General features: G+C 57.3%; 17 protein-coding genes. 11 read left to right on the top strand and 6 right to left on the bottom strand.

Features of this window, described 5'->3' with window-relative positions:
• Window positions 1-200: 200 nt before the first annotated feature.
• The 6 genes from AABO57_05500 to AABO57_05475 all read left to right on the top strand — a co-directional run bounded on the left by AABO57_05500 (window position 201) and on the right by AABO57_05475 (window position 5,500).
• Entirely contained in the window at window positions 201-842 is a 642-nt protein-coding gene (locus AABO57_05500) for a hypothetical protein (protein ID MEK6285177.1), read from the top strand.
• Window positions 843-942: 100 nt separating this feature from the next.
• Window positions 943-1,488: a hypothetical protein gene (locus AABO57_05495; protein ID MEK6285176.1), complete on the top strand. Its 546-nt coding sequence runs from the start codon at window positions 943-945 to the stop codon at window positions 1,486-1,488.
• 373 nt (window positions 1,489-1,861) lie between these two features.
• On the top strand, window positions 1,862-2,371 hold the full coding sequence (locus AABO57_05490) for a GspH/FimT family protein (protein MEK6285175.1): 510 nt from the start codon (window positions 1,862-1,864) through the stop codon (window positions 2,369-2,371).
• A 15-nt stretch (window positions 2,372-2,386) separates the two neighbouring features.
• Window positions 2,387-3,001, top strand: coding sequence for a prepilin-type N-terminal cleavage/methylation domain-containing protein (locus AABO57_05485; GenBank protein MEK6285174.1), 615 nt, complete (start codon window positions 2,387-2,389; stop codon window positions 2,999-3,001).
• Between the two features lie 7 nt (window positions 3,002-3,008).
• A complete protein-coding gene (locus tag AABO57_05480; GenBank protein ID MEK6285173.1) occupies window positions 3,009-3,644 on the top strand; it encodes a prepilin-type N-terminal cleavage/methylation domain-containing protein in 636 nt (211 codons plus the stop codon).
• Between the two features lie 17 nt (window positions 3,645-3,661).
• Window positions 3,662-5,500, top strand: coding sequence for a hypothetical protein (locus AABO57_05475; protein ID MEK6285172.1), 1,839 nt, complete (start codon window positions 3,662-3,664; stop codon window positions 5,498-5,500).
• 86 nt (window positions 5,501-5,586) lie between these two features.
• Here the strand turns inward: AABO57_05475 and AABO57_05470 are convergent, their stop codons facing one another.
• Both AABO57_05470 and AABO57_05465 read right to left on the bottom strand, forming a co-directional pair.
• Entirely contained in the window at window positions 5,587-5,979 is a 393-nt protein-coding gene (locus AABO57_05470; GenBank protein MEK6285171.1) for a hypothetical protein, read from the bottom strand.
• 377 nt (window positions 5,980-6,356) lie between these two features.
• Window positions 6,357-6,749: a response regulator gene (locus tag AABO57_05465; protein ID MEK6285170.1), complete on the bottom strand. Its 393-nt coding sequence runs from the start codon at window positions 6,747-6,749 to the stop codon at window positions 6,357-6,359.
• Between the two features lie 323 nt (window positions 6,750-7,072).
• Here AABO57_05465 and AABO57_05460 point away from each other — a divergent pair, with 323 nt between their 5' ends.
• The 4 genes from AABO57_05460 to AABO57_05445 all read left to right on the top strand — a co-directional run bounded on the left by AABO57_05460 (window position 7,073) and on the right by AABO57_05445 (window position 14,092).
• On the top strand, window positions 7,073-8,626 hold the full coding sequence (locus AABO57_05460; GenBank protein ID MEK6285169.1) for a prolyl oligopeptidase family serine peptidase: 1,554 nt from the start codon (window positions 7,073-7,075) through the stop codon (window positions 8,624-8,626).
• Window positions 8,627-8,965: 339 nt separating this feature from the next.
• Entirely contained in the window at window positions 8,966-10,993 is a 2,028-nt protein-coding gene (locus tag AABO57_05455) for a S8 family peptidase (GenBank protein ID MEK6285168.1), read from the top strand.
• A gap of 100 nt (window positions 10,994-11,093) precedes the next feature.
• Window positions 11,094-11,999: a GNAT family N-acetyltransferase gene (locus AABO57_05450; GenBank protein MEK6285167.1), complete on the top strand. Its 906-nt coding sequence runs from the start codon at window positions 11,094-11,096 to the stop codon at window positions 11,997-11,999.
• 29 nt (window positions 12,000-12,028) lie between these two features.
• A complete protein-coding gene (locus AABO57_05445; GenBank protein ID MEK6285166.1) occupies window positions 12,029-14,092 on the top strand; it encodes an HD domain-containing phosphohydrolase in 2,064 nt (687 codons plus the stop codon).
• Between the two features lie 8 nt (window positions 14,093-14,100).
• On the opposite strand, the gene AABO57_05440 is transcribed toward AABO57_05445, so the two are convergent.
• The 3 genes from AABO57_05440 to AABO57_05430 form a co-directional block, all read right to left on the bottom strand.
• A complete protein-coding gene (locus AABO57_05440; GenBank protein ID MEK6285165.1) occupies window positions 14,101-15,627 on the bottom strand; it encodes a M20/M25/M40 family metallo-hydrolase in 1,527 nt (508 codons plus the stop codon).
• Between the two features lie 156 nt (window positions 15,628-15,783).
• Window positions 15,784-16,566, bottom strand: a complete 783-nt coding sequence (locus AABO57_05435) for a hypothetical protein (GenBank protein MEK6285164.1) — start codon at window positions 16,564-16,566, stop codon at window positions 15,784-15,786.
• A 55-nt stretch (window positions 16,567-16,621) separates the two neighbouring features.
• Window positions 16,622-17,959, bottom strand: a complete 1,338-nt coding sequence (locus AABO57_05430; protein MEK6285163.1) for a S41 family peptidase — start codon at window positions 17,957-17,959, stop codon at window positions 16,622-16,624.
• A 753-nt stretch (window positions 17,960-18,712) separates the two neighbouring features.
• Here AABO57_05430 and AABO57_05425 point away from each other — a divergent pair.
• A complete protein-coding gene (locus tag AABO57_05425; protein MEK6285162.1) occupies window positions 18,713-22,519 on the top strand; it encodes a multifunctional oxoglutarate decarboxylase/oxoglutarate dehydrogenase thiamine pyrophosphate-binding subunit/dihydrolipoyllysine-residue succinyltransferase subunit in 3,807 nt (1,268 codons plus the stop codon).
• 270 nt (window positions 22,520-22,789) lie between these two features.
• Here AABO57_05425 and AABO57_05420 read toward each other — a convergent pair whose 3' ends face one another.
• Window positions 22,790-23,158, bottom strand: coding sequence for a nuclear transport factor 2 family protein (locus AABO57_05420; protein ID MEK6285161.1), 369 nt, complete (start codon window positions 23,156-23,158; stop codon window positions 22,790-22,792).
• Window positions 23,159-23,427: the final 269 nt, after the last annotated feature.

The following is a 23,427-nucleotide window of genomic DNA, read 5'->3' as shown; positions in this document are numbered from 1 at the left end:
CGGCTGGCAACATCATTTGAAAGAGACTTCGCACCGATGGATTGATGAAGCTGGTCGTTGAAGCGCGGGCCTCGACCACAAGCGCCCCCGCTGATACCTTGCCGCGAGCGAGCCGCATGCCCTTCCTGGCTCGCACGTGTGTATAATATTCACCTAACGGGACGCTTCTATTGTGGCAGCACTAAACGAGGAGAAAGCAAATGAGACGAAGTTTGATTACCGCTGCGAAGCTGATGCTGATGGCGGCGATTGTTTTGGGTGGGCTGCCGGACTCCACTGCGGACGCCCAGACGAGGCGCACGCGTCGGCGGCCTGCGACGGTGGTGCTCGTGCCTGCAGGGACTCAACTGCGAATACGACTCAACGATACCCTGTCGAGCAAAGAAGCGCGTGCTGGCGACCGGTTCACCGCAACGGTGGTTAATCCATCACGTTACGAGGAGGCGAAAGTAACAGGCCACATTCGCTCGATATCGAAGTCAGGACGCGTTGAGGGACGCACGACGATGAGCTTGTCCTTCGACTCCATTAGACTTGTGGATGGGCGGACTGGCCCACTGCGCGCCGAGGTCGTGCGCGTCTATGATTCCGACTCGGCGAAGAACGTCGATGAGGAAGGACGCGTCCAATCAGGTGGCCGCGGAAAGCAGACGCTCAAGCGAAGTGGCATTGGCGCAGTGGCCGGAGCTGTGATCGGCGGAATTGCGGGTGGTGGAAAAGGCGCGGCTATCGGAATGATAGTTGGTGGTGCGGCAGGTGCGGGCTCGATAGCAATTGAGGGTAGCAAGGAGCTGAAACTTGAGAGCGGCACTGAGATGCTGATCCGCGCCAATCGTCGATGACACGTCTGAGTATGGGTAAGGACTGATCACTGAGGGTTCCTTGAATAAACTCAGGGGTGCTGCTATGGTTCAGTCCACATCAGCTAAGAGGAACAAGTTAATGTCCGACCGAGTAATTGCGCCCGCCTCACGAGTAGTCCTCGCGCTTTTGTTGACATGCATGACTGCGCTCGCGCAGATGGAGTTTAGCAAGCCGAAGCCGGTCAAGCCTCTGGCCAACCCTTCGGTTATCCTCTCGCCGCGCGATGAGGTGTTGTCAATAACGAAGCAGATGCTCGAAACACGTGAGATTTCGCTCGACAAGGAGGACTGCAACTCTACAACTGGCGAATGCACTTTGCTCACGAAGTCCGTCGTTTTCATCAAGGGCATAGCAACCAAGAGTCAGCTCGGGCACTACTGCGAGACGCCGGCGGTCGATGTGCGCAACTGGGTCAGGGGCCGATTCGTGCTTCGCTTTCAGATCACTCCGGCCACGCCGAAGAGTTCTCAGGTCGGCGTCTATGCCAAGTTCGAGGGGATGACAAACGCGGTCACCGGCAGCGAATGGGTTCCGCTCACGTCAAAGGGTGAGCTTGAGGATTTGATGCTGCGATGCATCAAGGACCGCGTCCAAGGCGGAGACTGCAAAGACATATTCCGTTAAGCCGAAAGCCGCCCCCCCCGCTCTCCAAACTGTGTTCTTGTGTGACAGCGCGTTCAGCGTATTACCAGGCGTGTAAGGTACGCTAATCGGCGGGCGCGGACTGTCGCCAGTCTTTTTGACAGATGGTCAAGCCCTGGTGATTACCTCACCGGGTAACCCCAACCGCGATTCTCTTCGTCCTCGTTGGAGCTAACGCCGACGCAGTCGTTGTCGAGTTGCCCGCCCGCTGCGTTTCGCCGGTCTCACAGACACATGACGATTCATCTTGTCTAGCGGCACCCCTATTGCTCTAAGTCAGGTTGTTCGATCCAAAGGACGTCTTGAACGTGCTGGATAGCAATGGAGGCAATCCGCGCCATGAGGGAGTGTGATTATGTTCAACAAAACACCACGAGCCACAGCTAGTGGAAGATCAGATGCCGGCGTATCCCTAGTCGAGGTGGTGATGGTGACTCTCGTAGTAGCTATCGTGACTGCCTTCACGCTGCCTGCTGTAAGCGGGGCGATAAGAGCCTACAACCTTCGCAGCGCCGCCGATCATTTGGCTGAACGATTAAGCGCTGTGCGCGCTCTTGCAATGGCTAAGAACAGAAATGTGACGTTTTCTTTCAATAATAATACCGGCCGGTACGGGTTTGATTTTAATGGTGACGGCGCCCCAGATACGAGTGATCCTGACGACCCTCTGCAAGGAGGCTATTACTGGGGCACCCTACCGGACGGAGTCACTACAACCTTCCCAGGTGGCAATCCAATCGCGATTACTTTCAACTCGCGCGGCGAGTTACCTATCGGCGCTGTAGCGCAGAACCTGGTGCTCCAAAGCTCTGGCAGGTCCGCGACGGTGAGCGTCAACTTGCGAGGCAGGATTAGCGTCCAGTGATCAGGAGTAGAAGCGATGACTGAAAAACAATTCGACAAGAGGCTTTTACAACCCAGTGCCGGCGAGAGTGGGTTCTCGATGATCGAGATGCTGATAGCGATAGTGGTCGTCACATTCGGTCTCGTCTCGATTGTTGGAATATCGGCTTATGTTTCTCGCGCCAATTCGATCTCGGCTACTTTGAACGTGCTGGCGGCCGCTGCTCAGGATCAAGTTGACAGGCTTCGCACGGCGCGATGGACCCCGACCTTAACAGATCCTATGCTCACGATTGGCGGCTCGGTGCCGGCTGTTGCGAGCGTGTCGGGATCGGAACCAACCATCTTGAACTTTACCCGGCCTAACACTGCTTACTTATTGACAGCCCCGACGCCTAACCCCAGCCCGACACCTAGCCCCACACCTACGCCGACACCAGTGGGGGCGACATACACCTACACGCTTGACCCAGCCAACCCGCATCACGCTACGGCATCGGGAACTCCTGTGGGCGATCTTAATATCACCTGGCAGGTGAGGCAGGGGGCTACCGCCGATGTTCGCTACGTAACGATCAACGTGGCGCAAATCGGTGCCCCGCCAAATTTGGCGAGCGGGTTCACGGTCACGACGATAATAGTTAGGAACTGAGCAATCTATGAAACCGGAAAGAAAATATGAGAGCGGCTTCTCTTTGATGGAGCTAATCATAGCGCTAATGGTGTTGACGATAGTGGTGGGTATTGCGTTTTCGCTGCTAAATAGGTTCCAGCAGACTTACAGGTACGAGGAGGCGTACGCGGATGCCCAGCGCAACGCTCGCTTCGCGGTCGCGCGGTTGAACGAAATAATCCGCAGCGCGGGCACGAATCCCACCGCCAATACGACGGTCAATCCCACCAACTTTGTTTCGTTGCTGGCGCCGGCGACTGCTTCAGGGACCGCGATCTCGTCTTCGTCGATCCAGCTTCGAAGCGACTTGAACGGAGACACGCTGAACACCGCGACGATTTCCTCCAACTCGGATGTGATAGTGACATCTGAGAATGTAACGCTTCGGTTGGATGCAGCCAACAGTTGGATCGTGATGGACGATAACACCGTGACGCCGCCGTTGAGCGTTACCATCGCCGAAAATATTCGCAGCGTGACCTTCACCGATCCGAACGGGGCGAGCAACACGAATAAAGCGATTCACGTGCGGTTGGTCGCGGCGCCAAGCGGTATCGCGATCGGAGACCCGCGCTATCGCGAGGTGAGCTACAACGCGACGATCAGGCTAAGGAATCGATAGACGAGAACAGGGTTATTATGACTGACGAAACGATGCAGACACGCGACAACGGCGAACGCGGGGCCGCGCTGATTATGGCGCTGCTTACGCTAGCGCTTCTCCTTGCACTCACGATGGGCATGAGTCTGACGGCAATTTCCGAACTGGGTGTGAGTAACACATACGGAAATCAGACCGTCGCACTCGAGGCCGCGGAGGCGGGGCTGAATCACGCAGCGAGCCTGGTCATGAACTACATCCCGCCGCCAAACACCCCTAATCCTGGCTTCACCGATTTGCTTCTGCTTCGTCCAGGGCCACTGGACCAATCATACCTGTTGGGCAACTACAATCCTTTTAGCGCCGCCAACTCGGCGTGGTTCACAGCGGGGGCCAACATGATCGTTAATGAAGACCCGAGCCGTGGTTACCAACTCCGCAGCGCCAGGATCGATCCGGCTACTGGGCAGCCGGTCCCAGTGCCCGACGCGTATTACAGAGTGAACCTTATCGACGACGAACCATGGGGGGCGACAACCCCCAGTGTGCCGAATTTCATTCCGGCGGCCACGTTTCCGGAGACTGTTGGCGTACCCGCATTTCCAAACCCCAACAATCCGAGTGTTGATCTAAACAACCGACTGGTCATCTACTCGACCGGCACCTTCGCCAATGCATCGGTAACGCTCGAAGGGTGGGTTGCCTTCTTGCCCTATCCGGCATTGGCCGCGAATGAAGACATTAATGTAGGCGGCAGCATGGAAGTGAGCGGTATCTATGGCGGTATCCACTCAAATGCCAATCTCGTAATTGCCCAGGGAGGCGGAAACAACTGGCAAGTTGAACAGACCTTTACCGCTTGCTCCAACATTCTGCCTGATACTACCGCCGCCGCCGGGCATGTGGGTGGATTCTATGGTGGCGGCCAGGCGCGGCTCGATATCCCCGCCTTCGTCACAACTGAGCCTTTGACGTCCGGAGGACCTGCTACCCCTCCCCGCCTTCAAGATTTCTTGATCAGGAGGGCGGATAGAATTCTCATAGATCCCAGCTTTGCGGATGGCGCCCACACCTCCGATCCCAACGACGCCACGGGAGACGTAAATGGCAACAAGGCAACCAGACGACTTTCTTCGCTAGCCCAGAGACTGGGTGTGGACTACGGGGTACTTGCCAGTCAGCTTGATTCGGACGCCGCAGCTACTAAGGTCCAACAGAGCAATGACGCGGCCGTAGAGTTTACACGCGCCACGCCAGGTGGCGCTGTGACTGCCGTCGCAAAGATGGTCACGGCAGACACTGGCTGGAGTTACTCCGGCGGCACGAATGCCAGTTGGGGCATCCTCGTCAATAACAACGGGATGTTAGCAGGTGGAAAAACGTACTACGTCGTCGGTCAAGACAACTATAACGATGGCCCAACGGGTGCAAATCCCAGCACTCCAAATGGCGGGCGCGTGGTTCTGACTGGCAACGTAGGTTCGAATGGGGCGCCGCTTAATGTAAGCATCCTGGCCACAGGATCAATTGTGATCAGTGGAACTCCAAACATGACTGCCAACCTCGTTAACGTAAATACGCCGCTGCTTCCGCCATTCGTTCGTATCAATATGTTGTTGGCTGCGGTGGAGGATCTCAAGATTAATGGCGACAATAACACGGCGATCTCCTTCACCGGAGTCAGCTATGCGGGCGAACAAGTCGAATTGAGCGGGAGTGGCGACATCAACGGACAGGTCATCTCGATGAGCAACCGTAACGTCAGTGGATCGCCTGTTTCAGCTAATACCATAACAGGCAGCTTCAATCTGACGCTCAATAACGGCAACTCGGTCGGGAACATAAAATTGTTCTCCTGGAGACAAATCAAACGGTAACAGGCGACGGGACGCGGGGCTTCCTTCAACGCGACGGGCTGTTCTTACCAACTAAGGCACGTTTCGCTGCTGTCGCCTGTTCAGCATCAGCAGTCGAGGCTGATGGAGCCACGACCTTCAAATACCTCAATGGCCCCTTTGTCAGTCAGGTTTCCTTCCCTGAGCCATTGCGCCATTTGAATAATGCCTTCCGTATGGCCGTGGAAGACATCTGGGTCAATGGCGATTTCGCGGCAAACATCGCGTTTACCGGCGTCAGCTACGCAGGCGAGGCGGTAAAGTTGAGCGGCAACGGAATTATCAATGGACAGATGATCGCATTTAACTGGCCGCACGTCAGCAACTCGCCGGTTGACGCGCTCAATATGGTCACGGGCAGCTTCCAACTGAACCTGAACCAGGGTGATGCCATCGGCAGGGTCAAGCTCTACTCCTGGCGGCAAATCAAAAGATAGTTCTGAATGGTGTTTGCAAGTCAATCAGCTTTGCGCTGACGACGGCTCTTAAGGCGAAACTGAGAACCAGACGTGTCATTCGTCATAGTCAGAACACCTCAATCCTTCTCCTGTCTGAACAAAGCGAGTGTGAATCCCTTTTCGCTTTAACTAGCGTTTGCGCCGCACTCGTGCCAGGTGCTGCCAGGTGCTTAACAAGGACCAAGATGGCATTCAGCCTCGACGTAGACTCGTTATGCTGAGATCGCTATTGGAAACAGATGGCAGTGTCGTGGGACTGATCTTGAGGTGACTGCTTCGAGTACCACTTGCTTGGCTTGGGCATCGCGATTGCGCTGATCATTGTGGGCGGTAGGTTGTGGTCAGTAGATCACTCCTTGTCTGCCGCTGCATATTGAGCTTCAGGAATTCTCGGTGCTCAGATTTGACCCCGCGTCAAGAAGCCGTTCTATGTTCTTTTCCAGCTCATCGATGCCGATCGGCTTCACCAGATAGCCTTGCGCTCCGGCGCTTATTGCATCACGAATGTCGGATTCACCTTCTAGTCCTGAATGGAACAGAACCGGTGTGTGCGTGTCAAAGAGGCGCAACTGCCGGCAGAGTTCGACGCCGCTTCCGTCGGGGTATCTACTGTCAAGAAGATAAAGATCAAAGCGCTCGGTGCTCGCCAATCTCAGCCCGTCTCGCGCGCTGTTGGCGGTTACTACTTCGTAGTCTTGCAGAAGAACGCGCAGCATGTCGCACGAATCAAGGTCATCCTCGACACAGAGTATTCGTTTTCTTTCACCCTCCACGATAGCATTTCCTCGATTGAACAGTTTATTCAGAAGCTAGGCAACGATCGACAATACAACCTTGAAGGATTATAAGCTGGTCCTCGTCAGAGTCAAACTTGGCAGTGCTGCCGCGCACCTGCGTGAGCTTCTTGGGCTCGAGGCTGTCCCTGAGGCTCGAGTTGTGAAATGGAAGCGTGCTCATTACCCGAATTGGGAATCGAGGGAATTGCCATATCTGCAAGGCAGCGATCACCTTGAATGCCCCAAATATGGGTAGTAACATCCCTGTGCCCCACAGACTTAGTCGTGGTCACGATAAAGTGAGAAGGAGAACCCCAACGATGATTTCGAAAGCGACTCGACGATTTATTTTTCAGACGGCAATTGTGATCGCCTGCTGCGCGATCGTGTTCGCGCAAGACTCCGGCCAGGTGCTACGCGTTTCGGTGGGCTATGGAACGATGAAGAACACGCCGGCCGTCATGGCTAAGCTGACCCCGGAGGCGCGCGCCGAAGTCGACCGCCTCGGCGAGTTGGCTCGGGCGGCGAACGCGGAAGGCAAGTACGGCGATGCGCTCAAACACCTCTATCACGCGTTGGCGTTGATGCGTGGAACGGAATGGACGCCGGCGCGCGCGCTTACCTCGGCGCTCACCGTCAAGCTCGACCGTGCGATGCTCGATCCTGGCGAAAAGGTCGCGGTTCGAATCACTCAGATGTACGCGCTCGACGAAAAGCCGAGCGGCAAACTCACCGCCAACGTTTCGCTGCTCAAGATGAAGGGCGACGAGACGGTAAAGGATCTCAAGACTATTGACTCGCTCGATCCTGACTTTATGTCGCACCCTCTATCCGCGGAAGTCGTCGTGCCCGACATCGGAGCTGGGAACTACCGAATAGCTGTGCGAATTCAATTGGGCGACGAGCCTATAGTCAAGTACGCGACGATTCACATCGAACGAGGGCTTGCCTCCGAGTTTGCTGAAGCGAAGGCCCGCGCGGCAAAGATAGAAACGGCGCTCAAGGCCAAGCGTCAAGTCGGCCTCGTTGCCGCGGTGCCTTCGGCCGAGTATCGCATATCGCTTTTCGAGCTCGCCCGAGCCGGCGAGATCAACTTCGAGCGGATAGATTTCCGCGACTCGCTCAAGGAAGCAAACTCGTTGCTCGACACTCTCGGCGCGGGCAACGATCCGTTCGCTGCGCGTCGAGGAGAATTCAAGAAGGCCTACCGCTCGAAAGTGGACAACGCGCTTCAACCTTATCAAGTGTTCGTGCCGTCCGCTTACGACAAATCGAAACCGTTTCCACTGGTGATCGCGCTTCACGGTATGGGCGGAGATGAGAACAGTTATTTTCAAGCTTACGGGCAAGGCGCGTTCAAGCTTGAAGCTGAGAAGCGCGGATACATTGTCGCCTGTCCGAAGGGCCGCAAGCCGGCTTCGATGTACATGGGCGACGCCGAGAAGGACGTAATGGATGTGATCGCCGAAGTGAGACGCGATTACAACATCGATGCGGATCGCGTCTACTTGACCGGACACTCTATGGGCGGCTTCGGCACATGGTCGGTCGCTATGAGCCATCCTGATGTGTTCGCGGCGATCGCTCCCGTGTCCGGTGGATCCAATATTCCAGCGGGGATGTCCAAGATCGCTCACATTCCTGAGATCGTGGTTCACGGCGACAATGACGCGACGGTTCCGGTTGAGCGCTCTCGGGTGATGGTCGCGATGGGCAAAAAGCTCGGGATGGAGATCAAGTACGTCGAAGTTCCCGGCGGCGACCACGGCAACGTCGTGGCTCCGACCTTCAAGGATGTCTTCGATTGGTTCGACGCGCACCGCCGGAAAAACGCCGAGGCGAAAGCTGCCGCCGCCGGATCGAAGAGCAAATGATCAGTTGAGAGTCGTCCTCAGCCGGGCGCCAGTTAAACGCAAGTCGAAAGAAGCCACGCAATTTGGCTTTCGAGCCGGTTCCGTGGCTTCAGCCACGTTCAAAGCCGCAGTAGCCCAATGTTTCTCGCCACCCGTCAAATTGACGGAACTCTGCCTAAAACGGTCAATCTCCAAGGTCAGCCTGCATTCAGCCCCGAACAGGTACCACTATCCTAATCCGAATCATATCGCCAATTGCGAAATGAGTGCGGTCAGGCACGGACCTTGCCCTAGCTGATGCTGGGTTCTAATTCGATTTGCATGTTTGTACTTTTCAATTCGTGGTTCTTGGAGGCCGAAATGAACAGGATGAGACGTTCCCCATCGATAGCCTGGTTCACTTCATTCACGCTTTTGCTCAGTTTGTGCGCAGGCATTGTGCTGACTGGCTCAGCTCAAGCGCAATCTGACGACCCGCCCGCTCAACTCGAGAGAACTCAAGCCGATGAGTCTTCTGACCCATCCAACGATGACTCGACGCAAGGAGACAAGTTGTCCCCGGACCTTCGCGCGCAGGTCGACACTTCGCCTGACGGACATGGTTTCGGCACGATGGCGGCGAAAGAAGGGGTCCTAAGAGCAATTGTTCAACTCAATCAACAGCCGAGCGGCAGGCTCAACGGGCTGCTGAACAGCAATAGCGTGTCGGAAAAAGGTCGCTTCTATTACCTCAATGCCAGAGTGATCGAGGCGCCCCTGAGCGTCGTCAGCCAAATAGCCAGCTTCAAGGAAGTGTCCTACATTTCCTTGGACAGAGATGTTGAGTTGCTCGGCCACGTCGAGAAGACGACCGGCGCAGAGGCGATGCGTCAACAGTCTGGTAACGGCGGACTCAACGGAACGGGCATCGGCATCGCAGTACTTGATTCCGGTATCTACAACCCGCACCTTTCGTTTAATACCGGCGGCAATGCCAGCAGTCGTATCGTAGCGAACGTGGACTTCACGGGCGAGGGGATAAATACAAGTGACCCATTTGGCCATGGCACTCACGTCGCTGGACTGGTGGGCGGTAACGGCACGGGCACCGGCGTCCCGAGCGCGTACCAGGGCATTGCGCCCAATGCTAACCTGATTAACCTTCGTGTTTTGAACTCGCAGGGTAAGGGTACTACGTCCGCGCTTTTGAGCGCTCTTGATTGGGTGATGACCAATCGCGCGACCTACAACATCCGTGTGGTCAACATGAGTCTCGGCGCTCTGTCTATTGATTCTTACAGGAACGACCCTGCGTGCCGTGCTGTGCGTCGGCTGGTTGACGCAGGTATAGTATGCGTGGCCGCCGCCGGGAATAACGGCAAAAACAGCCTCGGCCAAAAAATTTACGGATCTATACATTCACCGGGCAACGAGCCGTCGGCGATCACTGTTGGCGCGTCCAACACTTACGCAACCGATGCGCGAAGCGACGATAGCGTCGCAACGTACAGCTCACGCGGTCCGACGCGCAGCTACTGGACGGACACGCAAGGCGTCAAGCACTACGACAACCTGATCAAACCTGACGTCGTTGCTCCCGGCAACAAGCTTATCTCGGCCGAAGCGCAGGGCAACCTGCTCGTAACAACGAATCCGCAATTAGACGCCACTAAGACCGCTGTTGAACAGAAAGACATGATGTTCCTGAGCGGCACGTCGATGGCTACGCCTATAGTAGCGGGCGCTGCGGCGTTGTTGCTGCAGGCCAATCCAAATCTGACCCCGAACATGGTCAAGGCGATCTTAATGTACACCGCGCAGCCGCTGGCTGGCTTCAATATGCTCGAGCAGGGCGCGGGAGAGGTGAACATCGAAGGGGCAATGCGTCTGGCCAAAGCGGTTCGCACTGATCTGACCAATAGCACAGCGCTCGGTTCGCCTCTGTTGATCACGAATACGCCTCCTGTCCCTCAATCAACTATCGCCACACAAACATTTAATTGGGGACGGGGCATCATCACAAACTACACTTATGTCACTGGAGACAATCTCATCACCCAGTACCAGAAGATCTACGGCCTGGGAATGTTGCTGGGGGACGGTATTCTCCTCAGCAACGGCATGCTGCTGGGTGATACTACGATGATGTCGAGCGGGATGCTGCTGGGCGACAACATTCTAGTCAGTAGCGGAATGCTGCTGGGTGATGGCTCGCCTTTCCTCGCCTGCGGTATGTTGCTAGGCGACGGAATGTTGCTAGGCGACGGAATGTTGCTAGGCGACGGAATGTTGCTAGGCGACGGAATGTTGCTGGGCGACGGAATGTTGCTGGGCGATACCATTGCGCAGTCAAACGGTGCGACAGTGGGCGGTGAGCCTGGCGACACCATCGAGATAGTGGAACCGTAGTCTATTCTGAAAATGTCGGCGAGGCACCGAGACCTCACGTTACGTCTGTGACGTGTGTTGACTCGAACTGATAGCGTCAGAAACCATAAGGAGCAGCTTCATGTTGTCAGCGGCTGATAGACAAGAATTCGCAGCAATGGCGTTTGAGCCGCTTTCGGAAAGCGCCAGCTTATTGACAATCCACGCGCTCAGCGCTGAGCACCAGGCTGAAGTTCTTGCTTTTCTTGGCGAGCGCCCGGTCCACACCGTTTTCATGGCTGGTTTCATCCGCGACAACGGCCTGGTGAGCGATTTCAATCGCGGCACGTTTTACGGTTGCCGGGATAGGAATGGCCGGTTGGAAGGAGTCGCCCTGATGGGCCATGCCACGCTCGTGGAAGCGAGCGAAGGCGCCTTGGCGGCTTTTGCTCAGCTCGCCCAATACTGTCCCTCCACCTACATGATTTTGGGTGAGCGCGAAAAGGTCGAGCGCTTTTGGAGTTACTATGCGCGGAGCGGGCAAACGCCGCGTCGAGCTTGCCGCGAGCTCTTATTCGAACAGCGGCAGCCCTTGGAAGTGCCCGAGCCGGTGGGAGGCCTGCGCCTCGCCACGTCAGATGATTTAGAGATCGTATTGCCTGTGTATGCCCAAATGGTTATTGCCGAAAGCGGAGTCGACCCGCTCGAGGCCGATGCCGCAGGCTTTCAACAGCGATGGCTGCGCCGTATCGAGCAGGGCCGTGTCTGGGTATGGATAGAAGACGGGCGGTTGATCTTCAACGCCGACATCATGTGCGACACGCCCGATTGCGTTTATCTCGAAGGAATCTACGTCGACCCTGACGAGCGCGGCAAAGACTATGGGTTACGCTGTCTTTCTCAGTTGAGCCGCAACCTCCTACAACGCGCGAAGTCAATATGCCTCCTCGTGAACGAGCAGAATAAGCAAGCGCAAGCCTTCTATCACAAGGCTGGTTTCACGCTTTGCGGTTATTACGACACAATCTTTTTGCACCTGAAGAACTAAGGAAGGAGTAGCTGGCAAGGCGGGCGGTAATGACGAACGGACGAACAAATCGGAATAGTTACGGGTATCAAGTGGCAGTCAGCGCGGCAGGGTTCGCCGCGTGGCTTATTGCCGTTGCGACGATTTGCAAGAGCTATGGGTGGCGAGAGCAACTCACTTTTCTGGCACTGGTGCCGGTGATAATCACTGCCGGTCTGTTCGTTCAACACTTCCGATTGCCCGTAGGTCTCAAGTTCACACAAGACAGGATTGTGTTCACTCTAACAGATGCAATCGTCCTTCTGGTGGCGTGCTGGTTTGGGCCCTCTCCGGCAGTGGCTCTTGCTGGTATTGAGGGATTCACTTCATCGCGTCGCACTGTGCGCCGTCTTTCCAGCGACCTTTTCTCATCCGGCATGATGTCGCTCGCTGCCGCCGCCGCTTCTTTCACTCTCGGCGCCACGCTGCACTACGGCTTTGGCGAGGAGGCAGGGACGGGGCTCAATCGCACTCTACTCGCGGCGGCCGTCGCAATGCTGGTAGGGAGCGTGGTGCAGATTGCGATGAACGTGGCGTTGTTGTCCACTTTGTTCGTGTTGCGCCAAGATAATCGCGCAGCCGATGTATTCAAAGGGTTTCTTTGGGCCGTTCCCATGTTTCTCCCCACAAGTGCCGTCGCCGCTTTGATGTACTATGCACTTCAACATGACTTGAAAATCATCGCCGTAATAGGCGGGCCTCTCTTCATAGCTTTGTATTTCGGCCAGCGACTGTATCAAGACAGCATACAAAAGCGAATAGAGGTGATGGAGAAAGCGCATCGCGAAACAATTGAAGCCCTGGCGGTCGCGATCAATGCTAAAGACGAAGTAACTCACGAGCACGTCGTTCGCGTGCAGATCTACGCCGCAGGTGTCGCGCGCATTATGGGATGCTCGCCCGCCGAGATCGCCGCGCTCAAGGCAGGCGCGCTTCTGCACGACATAGGCAAGATCGCCGTGCCAGACTATATTATAAATAAACCCGGCAAGCTCAACGCCGCCGAGTTCGAGAAGATGAAGATCCATACAATCGCCGGGGCGCAGATCCTCAGCCGTGTCGAGTTTCCCTACCCGGTCGTGCCTGTCGTGAGGCATCATCACGAGCGCTGGGATGGCAAAGGTTATCCTGACGGTCTGAGCGGCGAAGGTATACCTTTGACTGCGCGGATATTGACTGTTGTGGACTGCTTCGATGCCGTGCGGGAGGACCGCCAGTACCGCAAAGGCATGTCTCGCGAAGAAGCTATTGACCTGATCATGCGCGGACGCGGCACGCAATACGATCCGCGCGTGGTAGGTATTTTCATCGCTCACTTGCCGGAGTTCGAAGCGGAGATTCGGGCGCATCGCGGCTCGCCGCTGCCAACGTTCGGGATCGAACCAATTGAGCAGCTTTCCGAAGCCGCGCGCCGAGTCCCTCCCGCAGCAGGCTTTGCAGAGCAAGACTGCCCTCCAGGCGAAAAAGTTCGCGATGAAATGAATGCGTTATGCGAGCTCGCGCAGGCAGTGATAGGCGCCCGCTATCGCGATGAAATGGTGGCGGCGTTCACAGAGAAGCTCAAGGCGGTTGTACCCTATTGTATGTGTGCTATCACGCTGGTTGAGCCGGAGACCGGCAACAACGTAGTCGTACACGCGGCCGGCTCACACTCGATGTTCCTAGAAGGACGCAAGATCGCGTCCGGCGAAGGCGTGACAGGCTGGGTGCTTGCTAATCGCGCACCGTTCTGCAACACTGATCCGAAACTCGACCTCCCACCGTCACTCGGCGAGCAGATCGCAGGCTATCTTACGCTTGCAGTCTTCCCGATCATGAAGAACGCCACGATGTACGGAGCTGTGTCGGTCTATTCGTCCGCGCTGACTGAGTACACACAATCTCACCAGAGACTGATGCTAGAGGCTGCGGTGCTGTTGGCGACGGCGCTCGCAGCCATCACTGAAACCGGCACGTGGGACAACAGTAGACTGCGGGCTCCTCGTGGCAACGCTGCTTCGCAGACGCCGCTGGTAGTTCCAGGCTCGTCACTGGGGCTCGCGGACACCGTACTGGAATACGAACTCACACACTGAAGTCGATCCTACATCGTCAGCAACGCCGCGAAGATCTCTATGCCATCCCACAGATTCTGAATTCGCAGATTCTCATTCGAGCTGTGCTGATTGTTGTCGTGATTAACGATCGGCACTCCCACTTGAGGAGCTTTCGTTGTGACATCGATCGCCCACAACGGACCGCTGCCGCCCATCGTCGGCAGCATCACCGGCTGCCGCCCGATGGCCCTCTCGACCGCGTTGATTATCTGCTTCACTATTGGAAGATTCATCGGCGTGCGCACCGCCGGATAACCTTCTTCACTCGCGACACGCGCGATCAGCGGATGCTTCAATCGAGTTTCCGCATTCGGCTCTTCACCCACGACGAAGTAGCCCTGCTTCTTGATGTGCGCGATCAGCCGATCCACCTGCCGCCGGGGCTCGATTCCTTTGACCAGCCGGAGATCGACGGTGGCTGTCGCTTCGGCCGGTATGATTGTACGCGACTGCCGGCCGACGTCTTCGCTGCGCAGGCCGTCGATGTTGAGCGACGGCTCGTTGATCAGTTCGCCGAGCGACCGCCCCCCGCCGTCGGTGGCCGCCAACCCGTACTCTCGCATCAAGTCGGCGTCGGTACCGGGCATCTCTTTCAACGCCTTCTTTTCCTCCGCGCCAAGAGGCACAGCCCCGTCGTAGAAGCCTTCCACCAACACCCGGCCGTTGTCGTCTTTCATGCTCGCGAGCAGTTTCGCCAGCCGCATACCGGGATTCGGCGACCAGTTGCCGTAGTGCCCGCTGTGCAGGGCGCGATTCGCGCCATAGACCGTGATGTCTACTTTGACTATCCCGCGCACGCCGAAATAGAGTTGCTGCCGCCGCGACTGGTGCACGGGCCCGTCCGCGCAGATCCACACGTCCGCGCCGAGCAGTTGAGCGTTGCGGTTAACGATATCGCCCAGATGAGGCGAACCCGCTTCTTCTTCGCCGTCCAAAAGGAATTTGAGATTCGAGGTGGGGTTCGCGTTTGAGGCTTTCAGAGCATCGAGCGCCGTAAGCATCGCGATGATGGGCGCCTTGTCGTCAGAAGCAGACCGCGCGTAGATGCGCCACTCGGGATCAAACTTCTCGTCGGCTCGTGGAAAGGGTATGTTTCGACCGCCCGCTTCGAGCGGCTTATCACGCAGCGTGGGTTTGAATGGATCGCTTGACCACTTCGACGGTTCAACCGGCTGCCCATCGTAGTGCGCATAGATGCCTACCGTCCGAGTCGCGCCAGGCGTCTTCAACTCGCCAAAAATGGCGGGTGAGCCCTTGCCTTCGAGCAATCGCGCCTCGATTCCCCGGCGGCTCATCATCTCGATCAATCTCGCGGCGTTGCGCCGGATGTTCACCGTGTCCGACGCGACATTCGGGATTGAGAGCAGGTCCGTAAGCTCGGCGATGATTTCCGCTTCGTGTGCTTTCCGGTATTCTCGAGCGCGGGTAGCCGAGGCTTGAGGGCGAGGGATTGAAAATGTGACGGGCGGGAACAGCGCGGCAAGCAAGCAAGCGGCGACCACGATTCGCTTCATAACAACCTCCGTCGGGATCTGGCTGAGAAGTCTGCAAGAATAGCATTCAGGAACCGAGCCTGCCACGCTCGAAACCCGGTCACTGAACGAGGTTGAGTGGAAGGGCGGCGCGCGGATGGGCCGTCCGTCCGCGCGCCGATTCTCCTGGATTAGTTATTACTGCGCCGCGGGCTTGTTGAACTTGCTTTCGTCGATCGGAACGTTGTGCTTCACTTCATCAACCTTGATGATGATCGTGAAGGCGGGAGTCACCTGACGGACGGTGTGCGGGACCTTCATTCCATCGACGTCCTTGTAGTCCTCCGTAAAGACCTGCACCGCCATCTTGCCCTGCGGCGACTCGCGCTCGATATCCATGCGCGACAGCAGACCGCTCGCCGCATCGAAGTACCACGTTTCCGGTGAACCTTCTGCCGGCGCCGCCTCCAGCACGTAAACATCCTTGTCGCCGATCTTGTCTTTGCCCTTTACTGTGATTTTTGGATAGAGCTGTTTGAGCCTTATCGGCTTGTAGAAATCCGCATCAAGCTTCGTAGTGGCGAGTTCCGCGCCGGTCTTTTCGCGGAACCCGCTCTGCGGATCCTGAGACCAGGCAACGGTTCCGTTGAAGCCTTCTTGCACGATTCCGAAGCCGGGGATGTCCAACCTCAAGGCCGTCTTGTTCGGCGCCTTCTCCCAGATCTCGGCCGTCCCGCTCGCGCCGAAAGTCGGGATTTCGAATGAGCCTTTTGACGCCGAGCTGGTGAACTTCTCGATCGTGGCCTTTCCGCCAAGCGCCTGCACGTATTTGTCCAGAATCTGATCGACAGTAGGCATCGCGGCTGCCGGTTTCATGGTTTGATCAGGCGGCTTGGCGCCTTGATCAGCGGGCTTCTGTTGAGCCAGCGCGGTGACTGCGACTGCCAGACAAAGAATCATGAGCGTGAGAGTTCGTTTCATAAGTTCATCCTTTCTCAATGCGAGCGGCTAGTGCATGGGAAGTGACCAGCAAGAGTCACCTGCCAGCCGACACCCGCCGTTGTTTCGAGTTCTTCTGATCGATGATGCTTACCGCAGCGTCAAGCTGAGGATCGCGACCCTCGAGCAAAGCGCGGCGAGTGAGTTTGACTTCGATGTCGGGTTTCACGCCGACTCCTTCGATCAACACGCCGTTTGGAGTTTTGAAATCCGCAATGGCGTACTGAAACAGCGCGCCGGTTGGGAGCTTGCCAAAGATCGACGGCAGCGCTGCTCCCATCGTTCGTTCCCCGACTATCGTGGCCCGCCCGTTCTCCTGAAGCCCGGCCGCAAAGATTTCGCTGGTCGAAGCGCTGCCTCCGTCAACCAGTATGACGACCGGGCCGAGGTACGCGTCTTTCTGCGGAAAGGCGATGAAGGCCAGCCGACTCGCGCGGCCCTTCATGACGCCGAGCGAGGTCTGCTTTGCTTCGAGCTGTCCGGCGATGCCCGGAGCCATACCGCCAAAACCGCCCGGGTTGCCGCGCAGGTCGATGACTATCCCGGGCGCGTCGGGCATCGAGCGAATCGCTCCGCGAATTCTGTCCATCAGCGGCGTGACGAAGACGTTGAACCTGATGTAGCCAATTCCTCCCGCAAGCCGCTTCGATTCGAACTCGGCATATTGAGGCGGGAAGTTCCCGAAGCGAGGTGACATCTCTCCCTTGAGCTTCTCGCGTTCGACCGTTACTTCGCGAGCTTGGTCGGCTTCGTCGAGGTAGGTGAGCCGAACGGTCGTCTCCGGTTTGCCGTTGATGCGGGCAAGCGCAACGCGGGTTATTCGAGTGCGGGTGATGGCCGGCGACTCGGTGCTCTTCGCGAAGCGCTGGCGGATTTGATCGATCGTCATGTCGTCAATCTTCTTGATGATAAAGCCGGGCCGCAAGCCGGCCACGGAAGCCTTAGAGCCTGCCTCAACCCTGTTGATGATCACTTGTCCGTCGACCAGACGAATGTCGAGCCCGATGCCGCCGCCCTTGGGTTCTTTCGAGTCGTCGTCGACGATCGCCTCGGGTGGGATGATGCTGAAGTGCGATTGATGAAGCTCACCGAGCATCGCTTGAAGGATGAGGTATAGCTCCTGATTGCTCTTGACTGCGGCGACTTTGGGGGCATATTGCTCGCGCACCTTGTCCCAGTTGACGCCGCCGAAGTCGGGATCGAAATGCTTTTCTTTGACCGTTGTCCACACCACATCAAAGGTCTCTTGCCGAAGATCGGTAGACGCGGCGACTGGCGCGGTAGCGGAGACCGACTGCCCGGGCGCTTGCGTTTGAGCCGCCGCGGCGAGCGACAGCAAGGTGAGCAGGAGGATTGTCAGCGTTAACTTCTTCAACTATGTTTCTCCAGTCGAAAGTTGATGAACGGAGAGCCGCTATCTGTACGACGAATGCGTGCTCTCGGGTTCATTGAAAGGGCCACGTTGAAGTTTATCCCACGACGGAGCGGCCGAACAAGCGACACGCCAGGACGGCTGCGGTCTGCAACCAACGCAGCATGATCTACCATGCGGCAACAAAGCGATTGCAGCCTAGCTCCGCAAGGCAATCCCAAAGGGATTGCAGCGCAGAGCCCAAGGTTGCCGTACTCGGCTACCTTGGGGGGCAGCGGTGATTCAGTCGCAACCCCAACGGGGTTGTGTCCCGCATCGGTAAGATAAACATGTTTTGAACGATCCAAACGGCGGTCGGCGACGCAACCACAATTGGCTTGATAGTTTTCGCACGCCCTCCCCAAGGTAGCCGAGTAAAGCAACCTTGGGCTCTGAGCCGCAATCCCGTTGGGATTGTCGCCCTGTGTGCGCACGGTCCCCAAGGTAGCCGAGTACGGCAACCTTGGGCTCTGAGTCGCAATCCCGTTGGGATTGTCGCCCTGTGTGCGCGCGGTCCCCAAGGTAGCCGAGTACGGCAACCTTGGGCTCTGAGTCGCAATCCCGTTGGGATTGCCCCCGGCATGCACGCCGTCCGGTAGCCGAGTCCGGCAACCTTGGGCTTTGAGCCGCAATCCCGTTGGGATTGTCGCCAAGCTCCCACAGTTGTTAACCGCTGCCGCGCGGATTAGACTCTAAATTCTATCGACGAGGAAAACGATGGCCACAATCAAACAAATGACCGAGGCGCAGCTCGATCAATTAATCGCCGACGAGTTCGGCGTCAACGCTGATTACGTCAGCGAGCTTCTGCGCCAGTATGAGCGCAACCCGGCCGAGGTTGACCAGGAATGGAGCGCATACTTTCGCGAGTTGCTCGTTGGCAACGACACAACTGGAGCCGCGACCGGCAAAACGCCGGGCTCGAGCGAACCAGCGAGGGCTTCGGACAATGCAGGGCGATCGACCGAGCCGGCACAACCGCGGGGCGGGCTGCATACGACTTACGATTGGGCGTCGAGCCCCGCCCAAACCGCGCCTTCATCGCAAACACCGCCGGCGAGCGGTTCTGCTTCGACTCAAGCTGTCTCCATCAAAGCTGAGGCGCAGGCGGCAGCCCCTCAGCCGAGCGCTCCCCGTCCCGCGGTTGCTCAATCGGAACAGGTCGAGCGTTTACCCCTCCGAGGTCCCGCGCTTCGGCTAGCCGAGAACATGGAAGCGAGTCTACCGGTCCCGACCGCTACTTCGCAGCGGCAAATCGCAATCAAGCTGTTGGATGACAATCGCCGGCTCATCACTAAACACCTCGCCACCTCGGGCCGCAAGGTCTCGTACACCCACGTGGTCGTGCGTGCGATTCTGAAAGCGCTCGAGAGTTTCCCCCAGCTCAACGATTCATTTGAGGAGGTGGATGGAAAAGCGTTTCGCGTGCGTCACCGGCAAGTGAACTTTGGCGTGGCGGTCGACGTCGCTCGAAAGGATGGAACTCGCACGCTGCTTGTTCCGAACATCAAGGAAGCTGACACGCTGACTTTTTCACAACTGCTCGATGCTTACGACGATGTCATCCGCCGCGCGCGCGCCGGCAAGCTTCAGGTCTCAGACTTTCAAGGAACGACCATTAGTTTGACCAATCCGGGCACGATCGGCACGACGGCGTCGAATCCGCGATTGATGTCCGGGCAAGGGGTGATCGTCGCAACCGGCGCGATCGCTTATCCGCCCGAGTACCAGGCGATGTCGCCCGAAGGTCTCTCGCGCATTGGCATCGGCAAGGCGATGACCATAAGCAGCACCTACGATCATCGCATCGTCCAGGGCGCCGAGTCGGGCGGATTCCTGGCGCTGATCGACGAGTTGCTTCGCGGTCAACACGAATTTTATGACGATATCTTCGCCGACCTCGGCATCCGCTATCGGCCGTATCGATGGGCGATGGACGTCAACCCGGCGATACTGGGTGAAGAGCGCCACATCGATGTTGTCCGCAAGCAGGCGCGCGTCTTCGAGCTGATCAACGCATATCGAGTTCGCGGACACTTGATCGCGGACCTCGACCCGCTTGGCTGCAAAACTGTCCAGTATCACCCCGAGCTCGACATCGAGACCTACGGTCTGACGATCTGGGACCTCGACCGCCAGTTCATCATCGGCGGCGTCGGGGAAGCGGAGACGGCGGCGCTGCGGGAGATCGTCGACCGTCTGCACGAGTACTACTGCGGGAAGGTCGGCATCGAGTATCGCAACATCCAGACTCCCGAGGAGAAGGAGTGGATTCGCGCGCGGGTTGAAACGGCACGGCCGCCAGTTCCCGTTGAAGTGAAGAAGCAGATTTTGTGGAAGCTCATCTCAGCCGAGTTGTTTGAAAAATTCCTCGGGACGAAGTATCTCGGACAAAAGCGATTCTCAATCGAGGGCAACGAAACTGTCATCGCCGTGCTCGATCAATTGATCGAGAGCGCCGCCGTGCGCCGCATCGACGACATAACGATCGGCATGGCCCACCGCGGCAGGTTGAACGTGATCGCGAATGTAATCGGCAAAATGTGCGAGCGGATCTTTACAAGCTTTGAAGGATCGATTCATCCAAACTTTCCACACGACCAGGGCGACGTTAAGTATCATCAGGGCGCGAGCGGCGTGCGTGAGACTGCAAGCGGCCGCGAGGTCGCGCTCGCGGTAGTACCGAACCCCAGCCACCTCGAATTCGTCAATCCGGTCGTCGAGGGAATTGTTCGCGCGCGGCAAGACATCGACGGCGAGCGCTCGAGCACGCTGGCGGTTCTGCTTCACGGCGACGCGGCGTTTGCGGGCGAAGGCATCGTGGCTGAGACGCTCAACCTGTCGCAGTTGCTCGGCTACAAAACCGGCGGGACGATTCACATCGTCACAAACAACCAGCTCGGCTTCACCACGCCGCCCGAAGAAGGACGTTCGTCGACTTACAGCACCGACATCGCGAAGATGATCCAGGCGCCGGTCTTTCACGTGAACAGCGACGATGTCGAAGGCGCCTACAACGTGCTTCAGATCGCGCTCGACTATCGGCAGAAGTATCAGAAGGACGTGGTGATCGACGTGATCGGGTTTCGGCGGCTGGGTCACAACGAAGGCGACGAGCCGACTTACACTCAGCCGGTGATGTATCAGCGAATCCGCGAGCACCCCGGCGTTCGGGCGCTGTACGCAAAGAAGCTGATCGCTGAGGGCGTGATGACCGAAGACTTAATCGCAACGCTTATGGATGAGCGAACCCGGCGCTACGAGAACGCACAGCTTGGAGCGAAAGCGATCGTCGAGAAACAAGACACTCAAATCGCGCTGCCCGCTCACGAGCCCGAACCTGAAACCGTTGAAGTGATCGCGACCGGCGTCGATCAACAGACGCTTCGCACGATCGCGCATGCAATCACTACGGTGCCTCGCGGGTTCAATCTGAATCCCAAGATCGTCGGCTTGCTTGCACGGCGAGCCAAGATGGTTGAAGGCGCGACGCCGGTCGATTGGGGCATGGCAGAAGCGCTCGCGTTCGGCTCGGTGCTGATCGAAGGCACGCGGGTGCGGCTCACAGGTCAGGATACCGTTCGTGGTACGTTCAGCCATCGTCACGCGGCGTTCACGGACACGCAGACGGGCGAGGAATGGGCGCCGCTCGCTCAGCTATCGGAGAAGGGCGCGAAGTACGAGATCTACGACAGCCCTTTGTCTGAAGCGGGGGCGCTCGGCTTCGAGTACGGCTACAGCATCGCGGCGCCCTCCGCGCTGGTGCTGTGGGAGGCGCAATTCGGCGACTTCATCAACGCGGCTCAAGTGATCGTGGACCAGTTCATCGCACCCGGGGAAGAGAAGTGGAACCAGCGGACTCGCCTCGGGCTGTTGTTGCCGCACGGCTACGAAGGCCAGGGTCCGGAGCATTCAAGCGCGAGGATCGAGCGCTTCCTTCAGCTTTGCGCGGAAGGGAATATGCAGGTTGTGAACCCGTCGACTGCCGCACAGTACTTTCACGTGCTGAGGCGGCAGGGACTACAGAAGGTAATCAAGCCGCTGGTGGTGATAACACCGAAGAGCCTGCTGAGGCATCCCGAAGCTGCGTCCGCAATTGAGCAGTTCACTAGCGGCGGATTCCTGCCGGTGATCGGCGATGACTCGGCCGTCTCAGCTAAGGTGACTCGAGTTTTGCTGTGCAGCGGCAAGGTCCACTACGACTTGGTCGCCGAGCGAAAGAAGCGTGATGACTCGAGCAGCGCTATCGTGCGTGTGGAACAATTCTATCCCTTTCCGAGGAACCTTCTGGTTGAGCAACTCAATCGCTTCCCAAACGGGAGTGACGTTCGATGGGTCCAGGAAGAGCCTGAGAACATGGGCGGATGGTCATTCATGGAGCCGCGCCTTCTGAAACTTGTCGGGCCTGAGCGAAATCTGCTCTATGTCGGCCGGCCGCCGAGCGCTAGCCCCGCTACTGGCTCGCATACTATTCATCAGATGGAGCAGCAGCAGTTGGTGAAGAACGCTTTCGGCTCGGCGTAAATGCGCACGGGAACTTTTTCATTCGCACGAGGTTCTTTGTCTGCGAGGTATTGGGCAGCGGACTTTGTGCCTTAAAGGAAGCGCTTACTCCGTCTCTCAAGAATGCTTATCGCAAGTTCGGCGGCGTGCTAACGGAAAGTTGACGCGGCGCGCGAGCGGCACACCGAGTCACAATGAAGCGTGCGTTTGCGCGCTCGCGTCGAACGCCGTGTTGTCATTCTTAAGTTGTTGGGCAGCGCCCGCCGCCCTGAATCTGATCCCGCAAGTGCCTCATGGATTGTTTGGCGAACATTGCTCTAATATCACTCGCCACTCACCGCCACGCCGGACACATAGCATTGTGCATCTATGGTCATCTTTGAAGGACTTCCCCTCGAACCCGCCTTCCGCCTGCGAGCGATGCACAACCACGGCGGCATCCTCCCCGACAGGTTTGATTATCACTTCGGTGCGTGTGCCGTTGTCTAGGTGATAGCTTGGCGACCGAATGATCTTGAGGATGGCCTGGCGATCCAGCATTTGGCCGTTGGCGGCGATATACACATACTCATCTGCCATCAGTTTTTCGACCAGCGCTACATCCTTGTCTAGCCAAGCTCGCTCCCACATCTGATTGAGACGTTCCAAATCAGCAGTCATATGTGAATCCTCCGCAGAAGATGATCGGCTACAACTGTTAAGACCGATTAGCATTAATGCAAACACTGTCGCAAGCAGTTGAGACATGGTCTCCCTCCATTTCCGGGTTTCAGACTTGGAACTGATCGCGCGTCTGCCCAACGCCTGGGATGAGCTGCAGGCAAAAGCGACACGCCCTTTGCTCTTCTCTTTGCAAAGGGCGTGTCGCTTTTGCCTGTCAGCTCCATCCCTTTGTTAGGCGGCACCGCGTTCCACTCCCGTTGCGATCG

This window comes from Acidobacteriota bacterium (genome assembly GCA_038040445.1).
GTDB lineage: Bacteria > Acidobacteriota > Blastocatellia > UBA7656 > UBA7656 > Onstottus_A > Onstottus_A frigus.
The sequence above is the reverse complement of the archived record's forward strand: the minus strand, read 5'-3'. Positions and strand labels throughout refer to the sequence as shown.

Excerpts from the sequence above, each read along its gene's own strand:
- AABO57_05460 (MEK6285169.1), top strand. The coding sequence starts at position 7,073 with ATGATTTCGAAAGCGACTCGACGATTTATTTTTCAGACGGCAATTGTG.
- AABO57_05445 (MEK6285166.1), top strand. The coding sequence starts at position 12,029 with ATGACGAACGGACGAACAAATCGGAATAGTTACGGGTATCAAGTGGCA.
- AABO57_05425 (MEK6285162.1), top strand. The coding sequence starts at position 18,713 with ATGGCCACAATCAAACAAATGACCGAGGCGCAGCTCGATCAATTAATC.
- AABO57_05475 (MEK6285172.1), top strand. The coding sequence starts at position 3,662 with ATGACTGACGAAACGATGCAGACACGCGACAACGGCGAACGCGGGGCC.
- AABO57_05490 (MEK6285175.1), top strand. The coding sequence starts at position 1,862 with ATGTTCAACAAAACACCACGAGCCACAGCTAGTGGAAGATCAGATGCC.
- AABO57_05435 (MEK6285164.1), bottom strand. The coding sequence starts at position 16,566 with ATGAAACGAACTCTCACGCTCATGATTCTTTGTCTGGCAGTCGCAGTC.
- AABO57_05485 (MEK6285174.1), top strand. The coding sequence starts at position 2,387 with ATGACTGAAAAACAATTCGACAAGAGGCTTTTACAACCCAGTGCCGGC.
- AABO57_05420 (MEK6285161.1), bottom strand. The coding sequence starts at position 23,158 with ATGACTGCTGATTTGGAACGTCTCAATCAGATGTGGGAGCGAGCTTGG.
- AABO57_05450 (MEK6285167.1), top strand. The coding sequence starts at position 11,094 with ATGTTGTCAGCGGCTGATAGACAAGAATTCGCAGCAATGGCGTTTGAG.
- AABO57_05480 (MEK6285173.1), top strand. The coding sequence starts at position 3,009 with ATGAAACCGGAAAGAAAATATGAGAGCGGCTTCTCTTTGATGGAGCTA.
- AABO57_05455 (MEK6285168.1), top strand. The coding sequence starts at position 8,966 with ATGAACAGGATGAGACGTTCCCCATCGATAGCCTGGTTCACTTCATTC.
- AABO57_05440 (MEK6285165.1), bottom strand. The coding sequence starts at position 15,627 with ATGAAGCGAATCGTGGTCGCCGCTTGCTTGCTTGCCGCGCTGTTCCCG.
- AABO57_05495 (MEK6285176.1), top strand. The coding sequence starts at position 943 with ATGTCCGACCGAGTAATTGCGCCCGCCTCACGAGTAGTCCTCGCGCTT.
- AABO57_05500 (MEK6285177.1), top strand. The coding sequence starts at position 201 with ATGAGACGAAGTTTGATTACCGCTGCGAAGCTGATGCTGATGGCGGCG.